General features: G+C 66.7%; 17 protein-coding genes and 1 tRNA gene. 6 read left to right on the forward strand and 12 right to left on the reverse strand.

Annotation, left to right across the window (positions count from 1 at the left end):
• Positions 1-33 precede the first annotated feature (33 nt).
• Complete coding sequence (gene rpsO, locus DV704_RS10995) at positions 34-303, reverse strand: 30S ribosomal protein S15 (protein WP_114799628.1); 270 nt, start codon at positions 301-303, stop codon at positions 34-36.
• Between the two features lie 69 nt (positions 304-372).
• The gene (locus DV704_RS11000; RefSeq protein ID WP_114799629.1) at positions 373-1,527 is read right to left on the reverse strand and encodes an MFS transporter; all 1,155 of its coding nucleotides are present in this window, start codon (positions 1,525-1,527) and stop codon (positions 373-375) included.
• Positions 1,528-1,747: 220 nt separating this feature from the next.
• Here DV704_RS11000 and DV704_RS11005 point away from each other — a divergent pair.
• From DV704_RS11005 to DV704_RS11015, 3 genes are all read left to right on the forward strand, one after another.
• Positions 1,748-1,833: transfer RNA gene (locus DV704_RS11005), tRNA-Leu, on the forward strand.
• Between the two features lie 84 nt (positions 1,834-1,917).
• Positions 1,918-4,545: a leucine--tRNA ligase gene (gene leuS, locus DV704_RS11010; RefSeq protein WP_114799630.1), complete on the forward strand. Its 2,628-nt coding sequence runs from the start codon at positions 1,918-1,920 to the stop codon at positions 4,543-4,545.
• Positions 4,546-4,585: 40 nt separating this feature from the next.
• Positions 4,586-4,900 carry a hypothetical protein gene (locus DV704_RS11015; RefSeq protein ID WP_114799631.1) on the forward strand — a complete coding sequence of 105 codons (315 nt, stop codon included), beginning with the start codon at positions 4,586-4,588 and terminating at the stop codon, positions 4,898-4,900.
• Here DV704_RS11015 and DV704_RS11020 read toward each other — a convergent pair.
• The 5 genes from DV704_RS11020 to DV704_RS11040 are packed head-to-tail and all read right to left on the reverse strand — an operon-like array spanning position 4,897 to position 10,728.
• Positions 4,897-6,042, reverse strand: coding sequence for a VWA domain-containing protein (locus DV704_RS11020; RefSeq protein ID WP_114799632.1), 1,146 nt, complete (start codon positions 6,040-6,042; stop codon positions 4,897-4,899). The genes DV704_RS11015 and DV704_RS11020 overlap by 4 nt on opposite strands.
• Positions 6,043-6,049: 7 nt before the next feature.
• Positions 6,050-6,943: a MoxR family ATPase gene (locus tag DV704_RS11025; protein WP_114799633.1), complete on the reverse strand. Its 894-nt coding sequence runs from the start codon at positions 6,941-6,943 to the stop codon at positions 6,050-6,052.
• A gap of 60 nt (positions 6,944-7,003) precedes the next feature.
• Positions 7,004-7,840 carry a xanthine dehydrogenase family protein subunit M gene (locus DV704_RS11030; RefSeq protein WP_114799634.1) on the reverse strand — a complete coding sequence of 279 codons (837 nt, stop codon included), beginning with the start codon at positions 7,838-7,840 and terminating at the stop codon, positions 7,004-7,006.
• 9 nt (positions 7,841-7,849) lie between these two features.
• Positions 7,850-10,216: a xanthine dehydrogenase family protein molybdopterin-binding subunit gene (locus tag DV704_RS11035; protein WP_114799635.1), complete on the reverse strand. Its 2,367-nt coding sequence runs from the start codon at positions 10,214-10,216 to the stop codon at positions 7,850-7,852.
• 11 nt (positions 10,217-10,227) lie between these two features.
• Positions 10,228-10,728, reverse strand: a complete 501-nt coding sequence (locus DV704_RS11040) for a (2Fe-2S)-binding protein (RefSeq protein WP_114799636.1) — start codon at positions 10,726-10,728, stop codon at positions 10,228-10,230.
• 304 nt (positions 10,729-11,032) lie between these two features.
• Between DV704_RS11040 and DV704_RS11045 the strand changes: the two genes are divergently transcribed.
• Positions 11,033-12,118, forward strand: coding sequence for an XdhC family protein (locus DV704_RS11045; RefSeq protein WP_114799637.1), 1,086 nt, complete (start codon positions 11,033-11,035; stop codon positions 12,116-12,118).
• Here the strand turns inward: DV704_RS11045 and DV704_RS11050 are convergent.
• The 5 genes from DV704_RS11050 to DV704_RS11070 are packed head-to-tail and all read right to left on the reverse strand — an operon-like array spanning position 12,108 to position 17,762.
• Positions 12,108-13,922: a bifunctional sugar phosphate isomerase/epimerase/4-hydroxyphenylpyruvate dioxygenase family protein gene (locus DV704_RS11050; protein ID WP_114799638.1), complete on the reverse strand. Its 1,815-nt coding sequence runs from the start codon at positions 13,920-13,922 to the stop codon at positions 12,108-12,110. The genes DV704_RS11045 and DV704_RS11050 overlap by 11 nt on opposite strands.
• Positions 13,923-13,933: 11 nt before the next feature.
• Positions 13,934-14,893 carry a zinc-binding dehydrogenase gene (locus tag DV704_RS11055; RefSeq protein WP_114799656.1) on the reverse strand — a complete coding sequence of 320 codons (960 nt, stop codon included), beginning with the start codon at positions 14,891-14,893 and terminating at the stop codon, positions 13,934-13,936.
• On the reverse strand, positions 14,893-16,374 hold the full coding sequence (locus DV704_RS11060; protein WP_114799639.1) for a tripartite tricarboxylate transporter permease: 1,482 nt from the start codon (positions 16,372-16,374) through the stop codon (positions 14,893-14,895). Before DV704_RS11060 ends, DV704_RS11055 begins: the two co-directional genes overlap by 1 nt.
• The gene (locus DV704_RS11065) at positions 16,371-16,790 is read right to left on the reverse strand and encodes a tripartite tricarboxylate transporter TctB family protein (protein WP_114799640.1); all 420 of its coding nucleotides are present in this window, start codon (positions 16,788-16,790) and stop codon (positions 16,371-16,373) included. The genes DV704_RS11060 and DV704_RS11065 overlap by 4 nt, the downstream gene beginning before the upstream one ends.
• Positions 16,791-16,802: 12 nt before the next feature.
• Positions 16,803-17,762 carry a tripartite tricarboxylate transporter substrate binding protein gene (locus DV704_RS11070; RefSeq protein WP_114799641.1) on the reverse strand — a complete coding sequence of 320 codons (960 nt, stop codon included), beginning with the start codon at positions 17,760-17,762 and terminating at the stop codon, positions 16,803-16,805.
• 135 nt (positions 17,763-17,897) lie between these two features.
• Between DV704_RS11070 and DV704_RS11075 the strand changes: the two genes are divergently transcribed.
• Complete coding sequence (locus DV704_RS11075) at positions 17,898-18,566, forward strand: GntR family transcriptional regulator (protein ID WP_114799642.1); 669 nt, start codon at positions 17,898-17,900, stop codon at positions 18,564-18,566.
• Between the two features lie 77 nt (positions 18,567-18,643).
• On the forward strand, positions 18,644-19,447 hold the full coding sequence (locus DV704_RS11080) for an IclR family transcriptional regulator (protein ID WP_114799643.1): 804 nt from the start codon (positions 18,644-18,646) through the stop codon (positions 19,445-19,447).
• Positions 19,448-19,450 lie beyond the last annotated feature (3 nt).

The raw sequence follows: 19,450 nt of genomic DNA on the forward strand, positions 1-19,450 counted from the left end.
AAAACTGCCTCCGGGGTTGCCCCCGGAGCCTTTTTACTTTCTCAAGCCCAGCTTCTCGATGAGCGCTTTATAACGCTCCTCGTCGGTCTTCTGAAGGTAACGCAAAAGCCGCTTGCGCTGCCCCACCAGCATCAGCAGCCCTCGCTTGGCCGACATATCCTTTGGGTTGGCGTTCAGGTGGTTCGAAAGGCGGTTGATGCGCTCGGTGAGGAGGGCCACCTGCACCTCGGTGGAGCCGGTGTCGCCGGGCTTTTGGGCGTATGCTTCGATGATCTTGGTTTTTTCTTCGCGCGTAAAGGGCATGCTTTTCTCCTCGTCGGGTGGGCTTTAGCTGGAGGGCCAAAGCCTCCTCCTGGCCCCCAGGGCCAAGCCCTAAGTATAGGAGCGCCGCTGGGTTGGGTCAAGCCAGAAGAGCCCCAGGGCCAGAAGGGCCAGGCTCGAGCCCGTGAAGAAAGCCCAAGACGGGCCCAGCAGCTCCCAAAGCAGGCCAAAAAGCAGGCCAGCGGGCAGCAGCAACAGGCCGGTTACGGTGTGGTAGAGCCCTATGGCGCTGGCCTTTTCCTGTGGGGGGGTTATGGAGGCCAGATAGGCGCGGCTGCTGCCCTCGAAGGCCGCGCTATAAAGCGCATAGCAGAGAAGCCAGGCCACCCCGTGCCAGGGCTGGCTGCTCAGCCCAAAGCCCAGGTAGGCCAGGGCATGGAAAGCAAACCCACCCATCACCATCCGTCGAAGCCCCAGCCGGTCGGCCAGGGAGCCCAGGGGAAAGGCCAGCAGGGCGTAGAGCAGGTTGTAGGCGGTGTAGGCCAGGGTGGTTTGGGCGACGTTCAGGCCCAGGTCGCTCAGGCGGAGCAGCAGGAAGGCGTTGGAAGCAAGGCCCAGGGTGGCGATGGCCGCTACCAGCAAGAACCGACGGTAAGCGGGGGAGAGGGAAGAAAAGCGCAAAGGAGGTAGGGGAAGCCTTGGCCGCGGCTTTTCGCGCAGGAAGAAGACGATGAGCAGGGTGGCCAGCGCGGCGGGGATGGCTGAGGCCCAGAACACCCCTCTGAAATCGAGCAGGGGCAGCAGGGCGAAAGCCAGGAAGGGCCCCAGGGTGGCCCCCAGGGTGTCCATGGCCCGGTGGAGACCGTAGGCCCGGCCGTAGGCCTCCTTGGGGGCGGCCTCGGCGATCAGGGCGTCGCGGGGGGCCGTGCGAAGCCCCTTGCCCATGCGGTCTAGGAAGCGGAAGCCGAGCACGTGGGCGGGGGTTTGGGCCAGGGCCAGCACGGGCCTCAGCAAGGCGGGGAGGCCGTAGCCCAACAGCAAAAAGGGCCTGCGCGCGGCTGCCCGGTCGGACAGACGCCCCCCCACCACCTTGAAAAGGCTGGCGGTCGCTTCGGCGATGCCCTCGATAAGCCCCACCGCCACGGCTGAGGCCCCCAGCACCCCGGTGAGGAAGAGGGGCAGCAGCGGGTAAACCATCTCGGAGGCCACGTCGCTCAGAAAGCTGACCGAGCCCAGGATGTAGACTTCGCGGGGCAGTCTGTGCACCCCCCCAGTCTAGCCGGTGGAGGCCGGCGTTCCTTGTGCGGGGTGCTCGCGGGTTTTCGCATAAAGCCTTTGTTTCCAGCCAGGGGTTTACTGGACCCCGGCGGCCTGCCTGCGGGGCTTTGCAGGCTTGAGGTGAGGATGTGGGGCTTTACGCCGCGCCTACCCCTCTTTTTAGCGGCCGCAGCGCCGGCCCAAAGCTGCTAAACTGGTAGGCGGTTTCGCCGGGGTGGCGGAACGGCAGACGCTACGGACTTAAAATCCGTTGCCCGCGAGGGCGTGTGGGTTCGAGTCCCATCCCCGGCACCACACCGCTTGAGTCGTTGGTGGGGGGTAGCACGCAAAGCGCGCTCGAGCCCCTCGCGCCAGGCCTTACAATATCCTGGGATAACCATGGTTACCACCGACAGATACAACCCGCATGAAATCGAGCCCAAGTGGCAGAAGTACTGGGAGGAGATAGGTCTTCTGCGGGCCAGCGAGGACAGAGGTAAGAAAAAGGCCTATGTCCTGGTCATGTTTCCCTATCCTTCGGGCGACCTGCACATGGGCCACCTCAAGAACTACACCATGGGCGATGCCCTGGCCCGCTTCCGCGTCCAGCAGGGCTACAGCGTGCTTCACCCCTTTGGCTGGGATGCTTTCGGCCTGCCCGCTGAAAACGCTGCGCTCAAGTTCGGGGTAAACCCCGCCGAGTGGACCTTTGGCAACATCAAACAGTCCAAGGAGTCCTTGGCCCTCATGGGCATCCAGTACGACTGGAGCCGCGAGGTGACCACCTGTCTGCCCGACTACTACAAGTGGAACCAGTGGATCTTCCTCAAGATGTACGAGCGGGGCCTGGTTTACCGCAAGAAGAGCCTGGTGAACTGGGACCCGGTTGAGCAGAGCGTGCTGGCCAACGAGCAGGTGATCGACGGGCGGGGGTGGCGCAGCGGGGCTTTGGTGGAAAAGCGGGAGCTCGAGCAGTGGTACCTCAAGATAACCGACTACGCTGAGCGCCTTTTGAACGACCTGGACAGGCTTCCCCGCTGGCCCGAGAAGGTCAAGGCCATGCAGCGGGCCTGGATTGGCAAGAGCGTGGGGGCCGAGTTCGACTTCCAGGTCAAAGGGCACCCCGTCAAGATCCGGGTCTTCTCCACCCGCCCCGACACCATCTTCGGGGCCACCTTCATGGTGCTTGCGCCCGAGCACGAGCTGGTGGCGGAGATTACCACCCCCGAGCGGCGGGCCGAGGTGGAGGCCTATGTGGCCGCGGCCAGGCTCAAAAGCGAGGTGGAGCGCCAGCGCGAGGACCGGGAGAAGACCGGGGTCTTCACCGGCGCTTACGCCATCAACCCCGCCAACGGCAAGGAGATTCCCATCTGGGTAGCCGACTACGTGCTCGCAGGCTATGGCACCGGGGCCATCATGGCCGTGCCGGGTGAAGATGAGCGGGACTGGGAGTTCGCGGAGAAGTACGGGCTGGAGATCATCCGCACCGTGGAGCCCCCGCCGGGCTGGGAAGGCAAGGCCTACACCGGGGACGGCCCTGCCATCAACTCGGGCTTCCTCAATGGGCTTTACGTGGAGGAGGCCAAGCGGAAGATTATCGCCTGGATGGAGGAGCAGGGCATCGGCCAGGCCAAGGTCAACTACCGCCTGCGCGACTGGCTCATAAGCCGCCAGCGCTACTGGGGCACCCCCATCCCCATGGTCCACTGCGATAGCTGCGGCATTGTGCCGGTGCCCTACGAGGACCTGCCGGTGGTGCTGCCCACCCTCAAGGACGTGGAGGATATCCGGCCCAAGGGTAAAAGCCCCCTGGCCGCGCACCCCGAGTTCTACCAGTGCACCTGCCCCAGGTGCGGTGCTGCGGCCCGGCGGGACACCGATACCATGGACACCTTCTTCGACTCGTCCTGGTATTTCCTGCGCTACACCGACCCCAAGAACGAAAACCTGCCCTTCGACCCCCAGAAGGCCAACTTCTGGATGCCGGTGGACCAGTACATCGGCGGGGTGGAGCACGCCATTTTGCACCTGCTCTACGCCCGCTTCTTCACCAAGTTCCTGCACGATCTGGGCATGGTGGAGGCCGAGGAGCCCTTCGAGGGCCTCTTCACCCAGGGCATGGTGATGGGCTGGACCGATGTGGGCGAGGTGGAGGTGAGGGAGGGCCGGATTTACTTCCAGGACGACGCGCGGCGGAGCAAGCTCGAGCTGCCCCAGGGGCTCACCCTGGAGGAAGCCCAGAAGATGGGGGCCGAGCTGCGGGAAGAGGGGGGTAGGCCCCACTTCTGGAAGCCCGCGGTGATGAGCAAAAGCCTGGGCAACGGGGTGATGGTGGGGCCCTTCGTGAGGGAGCAGGGGGCCGACATTGCCCGCATCACCATCCTCTTCGCCGCTCCGCCGGAAAACGAGATGGTCTGGACCGAGGAAGGGGTGCAGGGGGCCTGGCGCTACCTGAACCGGGTCTACCGCCTGGTGGCCGAGAACCGGGCCGAGCTTCTGGCCCAGGTTGGGGAGCTCGAGCCGGCCGCGCTGGAGGGTGTTCACAGGGCCCTCTACCGCAAGCTGCACCAGACCATCAAGAAGGTCACCGAGGATTTGGAAAACCTCCGTTTCAACACCGCCATCGCGGCCCTGATGGAGCTTTTGAATGCCCTCTACGACTACCGCAAGGAGGCTAGGGTAACCCCGGTCTTCCGCGAGGCGGTGCTGCGCTACATCCAGATGCTGGCCCCCTTCGCCCCCCATCTGGCCGAGGAGCTCTGGCACGAGTTCCACCAGGACTCGGTTTTCCACCATCCCTGGCCGGAGGTGGACCAGGGCGCGCTGGTGGCCGAGGTCTTCGAGCTGGTGGTCCAGGTCAACGGCCGGGTGCGGGGCCGGGCCCAGGTGGCGGTGGGGGCCAGTGAGGCGGAGGTCAGGGCCATCGCCCGGCAGATTCCCAACGTGGCCCAGCACCTGGCGGGCAAGGAGGTGCTCCGGGAGGTCTATGTGCCCGGGAAGCTGCTGAACATCGTGGTGCGGGAGTGAACCCGTGGAAACCTGGGGCCGGCTGGCGTAGCATCAGGGTATGGTCACCCTATCCAAGATCAACAGCCTGGCCGAGGGGCAGGTGCTGGAGTGCGTGGGGGAGGAGGCAGGCGACACCTTTCGCATCCTGGTGCAGCACACCTCGCCCAGCCACTACGAGGCCCTGGGTAAGGTGACGCTGAAGGGGGGGCAGGTGCACTACCAGTCCTCCGGCCCCATGACCGCCGAGTTGCTGCTCCAGTGGCTCAATGCCCTCTTTGACCGCTGGCCGGGGGCCAGGGCCGTCCCCTGGGTCGCGCGGCCCCATAACGAGAAGACCCGGCAGTTCGTGCAGGAGGTGCGGCAGGCTACCTAGAGCCCCTCTAGGGCCTCCGCCAGCATCTCCAGGCTGCTCAGGTTGTGGATGGGCAGGAAGTGGTCCACGTAGGGCAAAGCCGCCACCAGGCCGCGGGTGAGGGGCCGGTAGCCAGGGGTTCCCAGGAGGGGGTTGAGCCAGACCAGGCGGTGGCAGGACTTCTGCAGCCGCTCCATCTCGAAGGCCAGAAGCTCGGGGTCCCCCTGGTCCCAGCCATCCGAGATGATGAGCACGATGGCCCCCTGGCCCAGCACCCGCTTGCCCCAGGTGTGGTTGAAGGTGTGCAGGCAGGCCCCGATGCGCGTGCCCCCTGACCAGTCCTTGACCTCCCGCCCCACCTCGGCCAGGGCGGTGTTGGCGTCGCGTTTTTTGATGGAGCGGGTGATGCGGGTGAGGCGGGTACCGAAGGTGAAGACCTCCACCCGCCGCACGCCCCGGCGCGTCTCGGCCCAGGCAAAGGCGTGCAGGAACTGGAGGAGCATCCGGGCGTAGCGCTCCATGGAGCCCGAGACGTCGGCCAGGGCCACGATGGGCCGCGGCTTGCGCTTGCGGCTGCGCCAGGCCAGCGAGAGCACCTCGCCCTGGTGCCGCAGGGCCCGTCTCAGGCTCCGGCGCAGGTCGGGCTGCTCCTGGCCCATGGGCCTCATCCGGCGGGAGCGCCGTTCGGGTGGGGTCCAGGCCAGGCCCTGGATGAGCCGGCGGGCGGCCTCGAGCTCGGCCTCGCTCATCTGGTCGAAGCGCTTTTGGCGCAGCACCTCGAGCTCGGAGAAGGTGAGGGCGCGGTCCACCAGGGGCTGCGGCGGCCCGTCGGTGGACGGGGTGGTCTGTGGGCTGCGCCCCACCTCCCCCGGGCGGGCCTTGGGGTTTTTGGGGGGCAGAGGGGTCTGGTGCAGCAGCTCGGCGGGGAAACCCTCCAGCCCCAGCGCCTTCCAGAAGCGCCGGAAGACCTCGTCGAACCTGGCCAGGTCTTCCCGGCGGGTGACCAGGGTGCAGCGGGCGGCGAAGAAAAAGCTCTCCGGATCGAAAATGGCGATCTCCCCCAAAGCCCGGGCAAAGGCCGCGGCCTGCCCCGGCGTCACGGGGATGCCCTCCCGGCGCAGGGCCCGGGCGAAGGCCACCACGTGGGAGAGGAGGGAGGTCATAGGGCTCCTAGACCGAGACCTGGGCCCGGGCCAGGAGGTCGCGCACCTGGCTTTTGGTCTTGAGCACGTCGTCCTGGTACTTGAGGAGCGCGCCCAGGGTTTCCTCCACCACCCCTTCGGTGAGCTCGGTCTGGCCCAAAGCGAGCAGCGAGGCCGCCCAGTCCAGGGTTTCGGCGACCCCCGGGGCCTTGTACAGGTCCTGTTGGCGGAGGGCCTGCACGAAGGCCACCGCCTGCTGGGCCAGCTTTTCGGGCACGCCGGGCACCTTCTGGCGCACGATGCGGTACTCCTTCTCGAAGCTCGGGTAGTCAATCCAGTAGTACATGCAGCGCCGCTTCAGGGCATCGTGGATTTCGCGGGTGCGGTTCGAGGTGATGACCACCACCGGGGGGCGCTCGGCCCTGAGGGTGCCCACCTCGGGCACGGTAATTTGCCAGTCGGAGAGGAACTCCAGCAAAAAGGCCTCGAACTCCTCATCGGCCCGGTCAATCTCGTCTATCAGGAGCACCGGGGGCCTGCCGTTCTGGCTTTCCAGGGCCTGGAGCAGGGGGCGTTTGAGGAGAAAGTTGGGGCCGAAGACCTCCTGGTGGATTCGCTCCTGGCTCCGCTCCCCTGCGGCCTCCAAAAGCCGGATTTGGAGCATCTGCCGCGCATAGTCCCACTCGTAGACCGCGCTGCTCACATCCAGCCCCTCGTAGCACTGGAGCCGGATCAGGCGGGTGCCCAGGACCCGGGCCAGCACCTTCACGATCTCGGTCTTGCCTACCCCGGGCTCGCCCTCTAGAAGTAGGGGCCGCTCGAGCCTGAGCGCCAGAAAGACCGCCACCGCAAGCCCCTTATCGGCGATGTACTGGTGTGCCTCGAGGGCCTTTTGGGTTTCCTCCACGGAGGTGGGCAGCATGTTTTCCATCTTCACACAAAAGGGGCCGGGGTGCACCGGCCCCCATCACCAAGCCGGTCCTTAGAGCCCCAGGGCTTGCATCAGGGCGCGCTTGGCCATCACGTCCACCAGGTGGGCGCGGTAGGTGCGCGAGGCGGCACGGTCCTCGTTGAGCGCCTCAGGGGAGAGAAGGTTCTGACAGGCCTGGGCGATGTTTTCGGCGGTCAGCTCCTTTCCGGAAAGAGCCTCCTCCAGCTTGGTGAGGCGCATGGCGTGCTCGCCGGCCCCGGTGACCGCGGCCCGCACCGTGCCCCCGTCCACCACCACCGCCACCCCCACGATGGCATAGCGGCTCGCGGGGTGGGGGAACTTGGCGTAGGCTGTTTTGGCCCCAGACCGGATGGGAATGTGGATCTCGGTTAGGATTTCCTTCTCGTTCAGGGCCGTGCTGAACATGCCGGTGAAGAACTCATCGGCCTCGATGACCCGGCTGCCCGTGGGCCCCATGGCCTTCATCCGCGCGCCCAGGGCCAGCATGGCCGCAGGCAGGTCGGCGGCGGGGTCGGCATGGGCCAGCGAGCCCCCTAATGTGCCCTTGCTCCGCACCGCGGGGTCGCCCACGTGCTGGAGCACCTGGGGCAGGAGGGGGCAGTGTTCCCTGACCAGGGGGTTGTCCTCGAGCTCGCGGTAGGTGGTGGCCGCCCCCACCACCAGGGTGTCGCCCTCCCTGCGCACCCCCTTGAGCTCGGGCAGCCGGGAGATGTCGATCAGGGTGGAGGGGGCGGCCAGGCGCAGCTTCATGGCCGGGATCAGGCTGTGCCCCCCCGCCAGGAGCTTGGCCTCCGGGTCTTGCTGCAGAAGGGCCAGGGCCTCTGCCAGGCTGTTGGCGCGCTTGTAGTTGAAGGCAGCGGTGTACATGCTTCCTCCTTAGTCGGCGGCCTGGGCCAGCCGGCTTCCGTGGATGGCCTGCCAGACCTTCTCCGGGGTGTAGGGCATGTCCAGGTGCCGGATGCCGAAGGGCCGCAGGGCGTCCATCACCGCGTTGGCCACCGCAGCAGTAGAGGCGATGGTCCCGGCCTCGCCGATGCCCTTGATTCCCAGGGGGTTGTGCGGGCAGGGGGTCACGGTGTGGTCGTGTTCAATCTGCACCATGTCGTCGGCCCGGGGCAGGGCGTACTCCAGGTAGTTGCCGCTCAGGAACTGGCCCTCCTGGTCGTAGACGGCCTCCTCCAGCAGGGCCTGGCCCAGGCCCTGGGCGATGCCGCCGTGCACCTGGCCCTCGGCGATCAGGGGGTTGACGACGGGGCCGCAGTCGTCTACCGAGAGGTAGCGCAGGAGCTTGACCTTGCCGGTGTCGGGGTCCACCTCTACCACCGCGATGTGGGTGCCGAAGGGATAGACGAAGTTCTTGGGGTCGTAGAAGTGGGTGGCCTCGAGGCCAGGCTCGAGGTCGGCCGGGTAGTTGTGGGCCAGGTGGGCCTGCAGGGCGATGTCGAAGAAGGTCTTGGCCCGGTCGGGCACCCCGCGGACCATGAACTTCCCGTCCTCGTGCACGATGTCCTCGGGGGCCGCCTCCAAGAGGTGCGCGGCGATGCGCTTGGCCTTGTCCACGATCTTGCGGGCCGCCAGCACGATGGCCGAGAGGCCCGTAGGCGCCGAGCGGGAGCCGTAGGAGCCCCAGCCATAGGGCATCCGGCCGGTGTCCCCGTGGACCAGCACCACGTCCTCCACCGGGATCTGCAGCTCGTCGGCCACCACCTGGGCAAAGGCGGTCTCGTGCCCCTGGCCGTGGCTATGGGTGCCGGTAAAGACCTCCACCTTGCCGGTGGGCATCACCCGCACCAAGGCGCTTTCCCACTGCCCCGCCTGGGCCCCCAGGCTCCCCACCAGGGCCGAGGGGGCCAGCCCGCAGGCCTCGATGTAGGTGGCCACCCCGATCCCGATGTAGCGCCCCTGCTTGCGCAGCTCCTCCTGCTGCTTGCGCAGGGCCGGGTAGTCCGCCATCTCCAAGGCCCGGTCCAGGGCTGCCTCGTAGTTGCCCGAGTCGTAGACCAAGGCCACCGGGGTCTGGTAGGGGAAGGCGTCGGGGGGGATCAGGTTCCTGCGCCGCAGCTCCACCGGGTCCATGCCCAGCTCCTGGGCGGCCAGGTCCACCAGCCGCTCCAGCAGGTAGGTGGCCTCGGGCCGCCCGGCCCCCCGGTAGGCGTCCACGGGCGTGGTGTGGGTGAAGGGGGCGGTCACGTGGCAGTAGATGTGGGGGGTGGTGTAGGGCCCGGCCAGCAGGCAGCCGTAGAGGTAGGTGGGCACCGCCGGGGCGAAGGTGGTCAGGTAGGCGCCCATGTTGGCGATGGTATTCACCCGGATGGCCAGGATTTTGCCGTTCTGGTCCACCGCCATCTCGGCCTCGGTCTCGTGGTCGCGCCCGTGGGAGTCCATCACGAAGCTCTCCGAGCGCCGGGCGGTCCACTTGACGGGCCGGCCCAGTTTCTTGGCCGCGTAGAGGACGATGATCTCCTCGGGGTACTGGTAGATCTTGGAGCCGAACCCCCCGCCCACGTCGGGGGCAATCACCCGCAGCTTGTGCTCGGGGATGCCCATCACAAAGGCCGAGATGATGAGGCGGTGGATGTGGGGGTTCTGGCTGGTGGTGTAGAGGGTGTACTCCTCGGTGGCCCGGTGGTACTGGGCCAGCGAGGCCCGGGGCTCCATAGCGCTCGGCACCAGCCGGTTGTTGCGCAGTTTGAGTTTGACCGTCTTGTAGGCGCTGGCAAAGGCGGCGTCTACCGCGGCTTTGTCCCCGATGCTCCAGGTGAAGCAGATGTTGTCGGGGATTTCGTCGTGGACCGCTGGGGCACCCGGCTTGAGCGCCTCGCTGCCGAGGGCCACCGCGGGCAGGGGCTCGTACTCCACCTCTACCATTTGGGCCGCGTCCTCGGCGATCTGGCGGGTCTCGGCCACCACCGCGGCCACGATGTCCCCCACGTGCCGGGCCTTGTCGGGGGTGATGGCGAAGTGGGGCGGGGTCTTGATGCCGGGGTGGAGCCAGCCGGTGGGGATGCTCTTGATGCCAGCCTCGATCATCTCCTGGCCGGTGATCACCGCTAGCACCCCGGGCAGGGCCAGGGCCTTGCTGGCGTCGATCCGCTTGATGCGGGCATGGGCGTAGGGGGAGCGCACCATGGCGGCGTGCACCATGCCGGGGAGGGTAAGGTCATCGGTGTAGTTTCCGGTGCCGGTGATGAAGCGGGGGTCCTCCACCCGCTTCATGGCCTTGCCAAAGAACTTCTCAGCCATACCCTCCTCCTCTAGTCGGCAGCAGCGACAATCTCGGCTTTAGCCATCTTCTGGGCTGCGTACTGCACCGCCCGGATGATGTTGTGGTACCCGGTGCAGCGGCAGAGGTTGCCCTCCAGGGCGTGCCGGATCTCGGCCTCGGTGGGGTTGGGGTTCCTGTTGAGGAGGTCCACCGCGGTCATAATCATGCCCGGGGTACAGAAGCCGCACTGGAGGCCGTGCATCTCCCAGAAGCCCTCCTGCACGGGGTGCAGCTTGCCGTCGGCGCTCAGACCCTCGATGGTGGTGATGCTCGAGCCGTCGGCTTGGACGGCGAACATGGTGCAGGACTTCACCGCCTGGCCGTCCACATGCACCACACAGGCCCCGCACTGGCTGGTGTCACAGCCCACGTGGGTGCCCGTAAGGCCCAGGTGCTCGCGCAGGTAGTGCACCAGCAAAAGCCGGGGCTCAACTTGGCTCTCGTAGGTTTTTCCGTTTACCTTGACCTTGATGTTCACTTTCTCTGCCATAGGGCCCTCCTCTAAAGATGTGGGGGTTGTGCCTCGAGCCTGGCCTCTTAGGGCGGGCCCTCGCCGCCATCCCTGAGGCCATACAGGGTCTTGGGGTCTGGAAGCGCGGGGCAGTAAATGGGCAATTCGAGCCTCCTTGCAAAGCCGCTGGTTCCCGCTTGACGACCGGCTGGTTCGGAATAGGCCTGCTTTGTCTGAACTATACGCCTTATTGGGTGAGATTTGCAAATGTGGTTCCAGCTCACACTGAATGTGAGCTACCCGGGTATGGCCTGCCGGCTGGGCGGCTAAGCTGGTGCCAGATATGGCCAACGAAGCCAGGGCTTTGCTGGAGGCCCTCGAGGCGGCCTGGGCCGAGGGTAAGGCGACGGCTGTAGCCACCGTGGTGCGGGTGATCGGCTCGGCCTATCGGCGCGAGGGGGCTAAGATGCTGGTGCGGGAGGACGGCGTTTCGGTCTGCATGATCTCTGGGGGGTGCCTGGAGCAGGAGATGATCGAGCGGGCCATGCAGATGCTGGCCCGGGGCAGGCCGGAGCGCACCGTCTTTGATTACGCCGAGGACAAGACCTGGTGGCCGGGCTGCGGGGGCACGGTGGAGGTCTGGGTGGAGCCGGTGGACGGCCAGAGCCTGCTGTACCGCTGGCTTTTGGAGAGCACCGAGGCCGAGCCCTCGGTGCTGGCCACGGTTTTGAGTGGGGGGGAGGGACGGCTCTGGCTCAGGCCCGACGGCAGGGTGGAGGGCCAGATCGCCCCCCCAGAGCTTCAGGCCCAGGTGCTGCGCATAGCGCAGCAGATGCAAAGGGTCACCTCCCGCCCCACCACCCGCTATGTAGAGGAGGCAGAGGTCTTCTTCGATGTTTCGAGTCCCATTCCCGAGCTGGTGCTCTTCGGAGCAGGCCACGATGCCAGGCCCATGGCCCACCAGGCCCTGGTGCTGGGCTTTCGGGTTACAGTGGTGGACGCGCGGCCCGAGCTGCTCGAGGGATTCGAAGGCTGCCAGACAGTGGAGGCCTCCCCCGAGGAGTTCGAGCGCAAGGTGCGGCTCACGCCCCGCCACCATGTGATCGTGATGAACCATCAGCTGGAGATCGACCGCAAAGCCCTGCGCTTCGCCCTGGCCTCCCCGGCCCGCTACGTGGGGGTGCTGGGGCCCAGGAGCCGGCTGGAGCGGATGCTGGAGGCTTTGGCGGCAGAAGGCTTTGTGCCTACCGCCGAGCAGCTAGCCCGTCTGCGCAACCCTATCGGGGTTGACATCGGTGCGGAAAGCCCGGAGGAAATCGCCCTGTCTGCCCTGGCCGAGATCGTGGCCCTGCGGCGGGGCTTTGGGGGTGGTTTTCTGAACGACAAGAAGGCGGGCATCCACCAGCCTGAGCGGGTCCTTACCCCCTGAGCTGCCGCACCTGGGCGGCGATGCGCACCGAGGCGTTGGTGGCACCGTAGCCGCCATAGTTTCGCCTTTGCACGATCTCGAAGAAGAAGAGGTTGCCAAAGGTCTGGGTATAGGCCTGGAAGAACTCGCCCTCTTCGCTCTGCTCGTAGAGAATGTGGTGCTGCTTGAGTTTCTCTAAGAGCGCTTCGTCCAGGCCGTAGCGGGCCTCGAGGTCGAGGTAATAGTTCTCGGGGATGGGCAGGGTTTCGAGCCCGTTTTGCCGCAGGGCCTCGAGGGTGGCGAAGATGTCCTGGGTCTCCAGGGCGATGTGCTGCACCCCACCGCCGTAGTAAGCGCTCAAAAAGCGGGCGGCCAGGGTCTCGTGGTGCTGCGAGGCGTTGAGCACCAGGCGCAGGCGGCCATCCGGGCTTTCTAAGGCCTGGCTCTCGATGAGGCCCTGGGGATCGGGGATTTCGGTCAGGTCGCGGGGTTCCAGGCCCAGCACGCTTCGGTAGAAGAGCCGCCAGGAGAGGAGCTGGGCCGGGGGCATGACCTGGGCCAGGTGGTCAATGCGGAGCAGGTGGGGAACCTCGGGCGGGGGGGCCAAAGGCTCCAGTTCGGCCAGCCAGGGCGAGGTGGGCTCGAGCAGGTAGAGGAGGCTGCCCTCTAGCCCGGGCAGGGCCGGTAGGGGCCAGTCGCCGGGCGCCAGGGTGGGCACCCGGTAGGCCTGGGCCCGGGCCAGGGCCTGGGGCAGGTGGGTGACCTCGAGGCCCAGCGCGCACACCGCAGGGCCGTGCAGCAGGTGGTAGCTGTGGGCAAAGCCCTCGCTCTCGGCGTTCACCACCAGGCGAACCTGCCCTTGCTGCCACACCCGAATCTGCCGGGTGGGGTGGCGGTGGGTGCAGGCAAAGCCCATTCGCACAAGCAGGTCTTCCAGTTCGGCGGCCTCGCTTTCGTCGAGGGCAAACTCCACAAAGCCCACCCCCAGGCACCCAGGCCGCGGAAGGCGCCCCGGTTCGCGCAGTTCTTGCAGGTAGATGAGGGAGCGGTAGCCGTCCTGGGCCACCTCGCGGGGGGGCGCTGAGCGAAACTGGTCGTTGAAGATTTCCAGCGATATATAGCCCTCGTAGCGCGCGTCGGTTAGGGCCTGCATGAAGTCTTGCAGGGGAAGCTGGCCCTGGCCCGGCAGGTTGCGGAAGTGGCGGCTCCAGGGCAGCAGGCCCATCTCCAGCCGGGGGGCGTCGGCCACCTGCACCAGGAAAATCTTCTCCGGCGGGATGCGGGGAATTCCGGAGAGGGGCAGCCCCTGGGAAAGGATGTGGAAGCTGTCCAGGATGGTGCCCACCGCGGGGTGATCGGCCCGGCGCACCACCTCCCAGGCGTCGCGGTAGTCGTGGATGTGCCGCCCCCAGGCCAAAGCCTCGAAGCCCACCCGCATCCCCCGCGCACGGGCCAGCTCGCCCAGCTCATAGAGGTCCTCGGCGGCCCGCTCGAGGCCCGGCAGACTCTTGGGCGAGACGTTGGAGCAGACCAGGAGCAACTCGGTGCCCAGCGCTTCCATCAGGTCGAACTTGCGCAAGGCCCGCTCGAAAGCCCGGCTCCGCTCGGGCTCGGGCAGGCCCTCGAAGTCGCGGAAGGGCTGGAAGGCCACCAGCTTAAGGCCCAGCTCGCGGATGAAGGCCCCCACCGCCTTGGGGGGGCCGTCGAAGGTGAGCAGGTCTTGCTCGAAAAGCTCCACCCCCTCGAAGCCGGCCTGGGCGATGGCCTCGAGCTTGCTCCGCAGGTCGCCGCTCAGCGATACGGTGGCGATGGAGGTTTTGAACATCCCGCTCCTCCTCACCACACCAGCACTACCTTGGGCTGGGCCAGCCGGCCCTCCAGGAGCTCGGTAAAGCTCTCCTGAAAAGCGCTGAAGGGCCGCACCACCGCCAGCTCCTCGGGCAGATGGGCCACCAGCTCCACCGCGCGGGCAAAGTCGTCGTGGGTGAAGACGTAGGCCCCCTTGAGGGCAATTTCTTGCAGCACCACCCGTTGCAGGGGCAAAGGGGCTTCGGTGGCCTCGAGGCCCACCAGCACCACCGTGCCCCCCGGTTCCGCTGCGTTCACGGCCAGGCCCAGGGTGGCTTGGCTGCCCACACAGTCCATCACCCGCTCGAAGGGGCCCTCCGGCTTTTCCAAAACCCTTTCGATGAAGCCAAGCCTGGCCAGCCACTGCTGCCGCAGGGGGTTGCGTTCGGCCACCCAGACCCGCGCCCCGGCCCGGGCCAGGAGCCAGGCCGCCAGGGCGCCAATGGCCCCCCCGCCCAGCACCAGCACCCGCCGCCCCAGCACCGGCCCTAAAAGCTCCACCGCCCGCAAGGCCACCGCCAACGGCTCGCACAAAGCCCCCTTCCAAAGGGGCAGGCCCTCCGGCAAGGGGTAGAGCTGCGCCAGGGGCAGCCGGATCTGCTGGGCAAACCCCCCCCAGTGGTGAAAGCCCACGTTGGTGCGCCGGGCGCAGAGGTTGGAAAGCCCCCGGCGGCAATGGTCGCAGCGCCCGCAGGCCACCAGCGGGTTCACCGCTACGGCCCGGCCCACCCAGTCCTCAGGGCCTTCCAGCACCGTTGCGGCAATCTCGTGCCCCAGCACCAAGGGTGGGCGCCAGCGGGCCCGCATGGCCGGGGTGCCCTTGTAGACGCTCAGGTCGCTGCCGCACACGCCGCAGGCCGCCACCTGCAGCAGCACCCCGCCCTCCCTAGGGGGGGCCACCTCCTGCAGGGTTAGCTTCTCGAAGTCCTCCAGTACCACCGCTTGCATCAGGCCCGCTCCTTCGCCGGCAGGCGCAGCCATCCCCACCAGCCCAGCCGAAGGCCCAGCACCCCCACCACCATGGCCAGGTTCAAAAAGGCCAGCACAAGGGCCAAGGGCCGCTCGAAGAAGCTCAGGAGGTTCCAGTGGGTCTTGATCATGCTGACCATGAAGTGCTGCTCCAGCAAAGGCCCCAGCACCATCCCCAGCACCACCAGCCCCAGGGGGAAGCCCCCCTGCCGCAGCACAAAGCCCAAAGCGCCCAGCACCGCCAGCAAATAGAGGTCGAAGGGGTTGTTGTTGACGGCATACGCCCCCACCACACATAGCCCCAGCACTGCCCCCATCAGCACCCGCATGGGAATCCGGAGCAGGCTTTGCACCACCAAAGCGCTCAGGTAGCCCCCCAAAGGCATCAGCACCGCGCTCGCCAAGAAGAAGGCCAGGTAAATCTGTACCACCAGGGCCCCGTGCTTGTTGAAGAGCTCCGGGCCGGGGGTGATGCCCATGGCCAGGAACATCCCCAGCAGGATGGCGGTGAGGGTATCGCCAGGTAGCCCCAGGGCCATGGCCGGAATCCAGGCCCCGGCCACCGCCGCGTTGTTGGCGCTGCTGCCGTCCAGGGCTACTTGTTCCGGGCGGCCCTTGCGCATCCGGCGCAGGTTGCTGGAAATCCAGGCGGCTATATCCGAGCCGGCCCCCGGCAAAAAGCCCACGAAGGTACCCAGCACCGAGGAACGCGCCAGGCTTCCGCGCTCTTTCCAGCATAACCGCCCGGCTTCAAAAAAGTACCTTCGGAAGACCGAACCCCGCCCCAGCCCCTCGGCGTGGGGGCTCGATGCGCGTGGACCGTGGAGCAGGTGGTGCAGCACCTCGCTCACCCCAAAGAAGGCGATCAGGGCCACGATAAAGTCGATGCCCCCCAGCAGGTCGCGCTGGCCAAAGGTGAAGCGGGGGTTGCCCAGGGCGGGGTCGTAGCCGATGGTGGCCAGGAGCATCCCCAGGGCAAAGGCGATGGCCCCTTTCCACACCCGGGGCACCGCCAGAATGCCGCTCAGGATGCCCAAGAGCACCAGCCAGAAGTACTCGAAGGAGGAAAACTGCCGGGCGATGGCCACCAGCCCCAGCGAGCCCACCACCAAAAAGCCCAGCCCTATCAGGCTGCCAACGGCCGAGGGCAGGGCCGAAAGCCCCAGAGCGAAGGCAGGGGAGCGCTTTTTGGCCACCTCGTGCAGTTCCTCGGCGTAGGCCGCCGAGGCCGGGGTGCCGGGCATCCGCACCAGCACCGAGCCGATATCTCCGGCGAAAATGGCGGTGGCGGTGATGCCGATGAGGGCGGCCAGGGCCACCTCTGGGCCCAAAAAGAGTAGGATGGGAATGGCCAGGCTGATGGCCAGGGTAGCGGTAAGGCCGGGAATGGCCCCGAAGATAGCTCCGTACAGCGACCCCAGCAGCAAAGCCAGCAAAGCTTCCGGGCTCAGGAAGCTCATCCCTGCACCCCCAGGATGCGCTGGAAGGCCAGGTAGACCAGCAAGGCCACCCCTCCGCCGGTGAGCAGGGCTCCCAGGGGGCGTGTTCCCAAAAGCCAGGCCCCGGCCAGAGCGTAAAGTCCGGCGGTCAGGCTTAGCCCCACCAGCCTTAGCAGCCAGGGGGCCAGGGCCAGGGCCACAAGGGCTAGCAGCACCCGGCCCTCACCGCCCTGGAGCCCTGCCTTGCTTCCCCGCCCTTCCCACCAAAGCCCCGCGCCGCTCAAGAGCAGCACCACTCCCAGGATGCTGGGAAACAAGGCCGGGCCGGGGTAGCCCCCCTCCATCTGCGGCAGGCCTTGGCTGAGGAGGAGGGCAGCCGTACCCAGGGCTATGGCCAGCAGAGCTGTGACGCGTTCCCAGAAGCGTTCGGTTGGCACGTGGAGCCCCTTTTAGAACCTGAGGTCAAGCTCCTGCACAATTTGCTGCATGGCCCGGGTGCGCTCCTGCAGGAAGGCCAGGCTGGCTTTTCGGTCGAGGTGGTTGATGACCAGGTTGGCGTTGTTCATGAAGCGCACGAACTCGGGGTCTTGTACGGCTTTGGCAAAGGCCTTGTCGAGTACATCCACCACCGAGGGCAGGGTGTACTTGGGTGCGGCGGCCATCAGGAAGGAGGCAAAGGTCCAGTCTATGCCCAATTCCTTGAGGGTGGGTACATCGGGGAAGCTGGGGAAGCGCCTATCGGTCATGAAGGCCAGGAAGCGGGCCTCGCCGGACCTAACCAAAGCACTGGCCTCGCCGATGGCCACAAAGGCCACGTTGACCCCACCGGCGATAAGTTCCTGCAGCGCCGCCGCGGCCCCCTGCGCGGGCACCCAGGGCAGGGCGTTTTCCCTGGCCCCAATGGCCCTCAAAAAGCCCAGCCGGGCAAAGTCGTAGGAACCCCACTTGGCGGTGCCGGAGGCCTTGTACCTGCCGGGGTTCTGTTTGATGTCGGCCACCAGCTCCTGCACGCTGCGCCAAGGAGCATCCCTGCGCACCACGATGGCCACCGGGTTCAGCACCAGAAGCGAGACTGGGGTGAACTGTTCGGCGTCGATCCTGGTCTGGGCAACCCAGGGGGGCAGCACGACCTCTAAGGTGATGATGCCGATGGTGTAACCGTCGGGGCGGCCCTGGGCAATAGCCCCGTGACCTACGGCGCCACCCCCGCCGGTGCGGTTGACCACCTGGAAGGGCACCCCCAGGTTTTTCTCCAGAATAGGGGCCAGAGCCCTTGCAGTGAGGTCGGTGGAGCCCCCAGGCGACCAGGGCACGATCAGCGTAACCGGGCGCACGGGGTAGCGCTGCGCCAGCCCGAGCCCAAGGAGCGCCACTATCAAGGTCAAGACAAACGTCCACCAGCGTTTCATGCGTTCCTCCCTTTGTTCTTCGGCTTACAGCAGGGTTGGGAAATGACCTGGTTGTAAGCGAAGTGGGGTTACTATACTCGAAGTCCTACTAAAATTCAACTGGCATCTCAGTGAGATTTGAACTAGACTGGACTCATGACCCCGGCATCCCTCGAGGCCCTCCCCCTGCGCGAGCAGGCCTACTGGCGCATTAAGCAGCTCATCCTGGACGAAGAGGTCCCGGCCAACAGCTTTCTTTCCGAGCGCAGCCTGGCCGAGCGGTTGGGTATGAGCAAGACCCCGGTGCGGCTGGCCATCGCCCGCCTCGAGCACGAAGGCTACGTGCGGGTCTCGCCGCAGCAGGGCATTGTGGTGCTGGCCCTGACCTTTGAGGACATCCTGGACTTCATTGATTTTCGTCTGGCCCTGGAAAGCTTCGTGGTGCGTCGCCTGGCCGCCGCCCCCAGCCCAGAGCGGGCCCAGGCCCTGGAGGCCCAGCTTGCCGAACAGGCCCGGGTGGTGCACGACCCCGCAAGCAGCCGTCAGGCCCTGGTACAGGCCGATATGGCCTTTCACAAGTTTCTGGCCACCCTTTTGGGCAACCGGCCCATCCTGCAGGCCCTGGAGCGCCAGCAGGAGATGCTCTACCGCATTGCCATGCGCATCTTCCAGAAGTACCCCGACCGGCGCGAGCAGAGCTTTGCCGAGCACCGGGCCCTGTGCCGCTTCATTGCCGCGGGGCAGCAGGCCGAGGCGGTGGCCCTCATCGAGCAGCACATCCTGCGCATCAAGTCGTTGTTGGTGGGGGACAAGGGGGGCGTCTAGCTATTTGGGACTGGAGGGTTTTGTTCGCTAAGCGAACACTGTTCACATGTCGAACAAGCCGTGCTATACTCTGGCCCATGAATCCCCCCGTGCCTGTACCACCGCTGGTGAAGGACCCCGAAGCGGGCGAGGACTTCTTCGTGGAGGCCTTGGCTCGAGGCCTGGCGGTAATCCGCTGCTTCGACGAGCAGCACGAGCGGCTTACCATCAGCGAGGTGGCCCGACTGACCGGCCTCACCCGGGCCACGGCCCGGCGCTCGCTGCTGACCCTATGCGCCCTGGGCTACATGGCCACCGACGGTAAGCAGTTCTGGCTAACCCCCAGGATTCTGAGCCTGGGGCACGCCTACCTTTCCTCCACCCCCTTGCCGCGCCTGTTGCAGCCGGTGCTGGAGGAGGTGAGCGGGCAGCTTGGCGAGTCCTGCTCGGCCAGCATTTTGGATGGGGGGGAGATCGTTTACATTGCCCGCGCCGCCACCCGGCGGGTGGTCTCGGTGGGGCTTGGGGTAGGGAGCCGGCTGCCGGCCTACTGCACCTCGATGGGCCGGGTGCTGCTCGCAGCGCTGGAGCCGGCGGCGCTCGAGGCCTACCTGGCCCGCACCCCCTTGCGCCCCCTTACCCCCCACACCCTGACCGACCCCGCCCGGCTCAAGCAGGAGCTGGCCCGGGTGCGCGCGCAGGGGTTTGCCCTGGTGGACCAGGAGCTCGAGCTGGGCCTGCGCTCCATAGCCGTACCGGTGCAGAACGCCCGCGGGCAGGTGCTGGCGGCCATGAACATCGGGGTACAGGCGGCGCGGGTAAGCCCGGAAGAGCTGCTGGGGCGCATGCTGCCGGTGCTGCGGCAGGCAGCGGCCTCGCTGGTGCCGCTTTTGGGGATTTGAGGG

The sequence above is a fragment of the Meiothermus sp. QL-1 genome (assembly GCF_003351145.1).
Taxonomy (GTDB): Bacteria; Deinococcota; Deinococci; order Deinococcales; family Thermaceae; genus Meiothermus.

Coding starts and splice junctions, on each gene's coding strand:
- rpsO (WP_114799628.1), bottom strand. CDS start 303: ATGCCCTTTACGCGCGAAGAAAAAACCAAGATCATCGAAGCATACGCC.
- leuS (WP_114799630.1), top strand. CDS start 1,918: ATGGTTACCACCGACAGATACAACCCGCATGAAATCGAGCCCAAGTGG.
- DV704_RS11015 (WP_114799631.1), top strand. CDS start 4,586: ATGGTCACCCTATCCAAGATCAACAGCCTGGCCGAGGGGCAGGTGCTG.
- DV704_RS11020 (WP_114799632.1), bottom strand. CDS start 6,042: ATGACCTCCCTCCTCTCCCACGTGGTGGCCTTCGCCCGGGCCCTGCGC.
- DV704_RS11025 (WP_114799633.1), bottom strand. CDS start 6,943: ATGCTGCCCACCTCCGTGGAGGAAACCCAAAAGGCCCTCGAGGCACAC.
- DV704_RS11030 (WP_114799634.1), bottom strand. CDS start 7,840: ATGTACACCGCTGCCTTCAACTACAAGCGCGCCAACAGCCTGGCAGAG.
- DV704_RS11035 (WP_114799635.1), bottom strand. CDS start 10,216: ATGGCTGAGAAGTTCTTTGGCAAGGCCATGAAGCGGGTGGAGGACCCC.
- DV704_RS11040 (WP_114799636.1), bottom strand. CDS start 10,728: ATGGCAGAGAAAGTGAACATCAAGGTCAAGGTAAACGGAAAAACCTAC.
- DV704_RS11045 (WP_114799637.1), top strand. CDS start 11,033: ATGGCCAACGAAGCCAGGGCTTTGCTGGAGGCCCTCGAGGCGGCCTGG.
- DV704_RS11050 (WP_114799638.1), bottom strand. CDS start 13,922: ATGTTCAAAACCTCCATCGCCACCGTATCGCTGAGCGGCGACCTGCGG.
- DV704_RS11055 (WP_114799656.1), bottom strand. CDS start 14,893: ATGCAAGCGGTGGTACTGGAGGACTTCGAGAAGCTAACCCTGCAGGAG.
- DV704_RS11060 (WP_114799639.1), bottom strand. CDS start 16,374: ATGAGCTTCCTGAGCCCGGAAGCTTTGCTGGCTTTGCTGCTGGGGTCG.
- DV704_RS11070 (WP_114799641.1), bottom strand. CDS start 17,762: ATGAAACGCTGGTGGACGTTTGTCTTGACCTTGATAGTGGCGCTCCTT.
- DV704_RS11075 (WP_114799642.1), top strand. CDS start 17,898: ATGACCCCGGCATCCCTCGAGGCCCTCCCCCTGCGCGAGCAGGCCTAC.
- DV704_RS11080 (WP_114799643.1), top strand. CDS start 18,644: ATGAATCCCCCCGTGCCTGTACCACCGCTGGTGAAGGACCCCGAAGCG.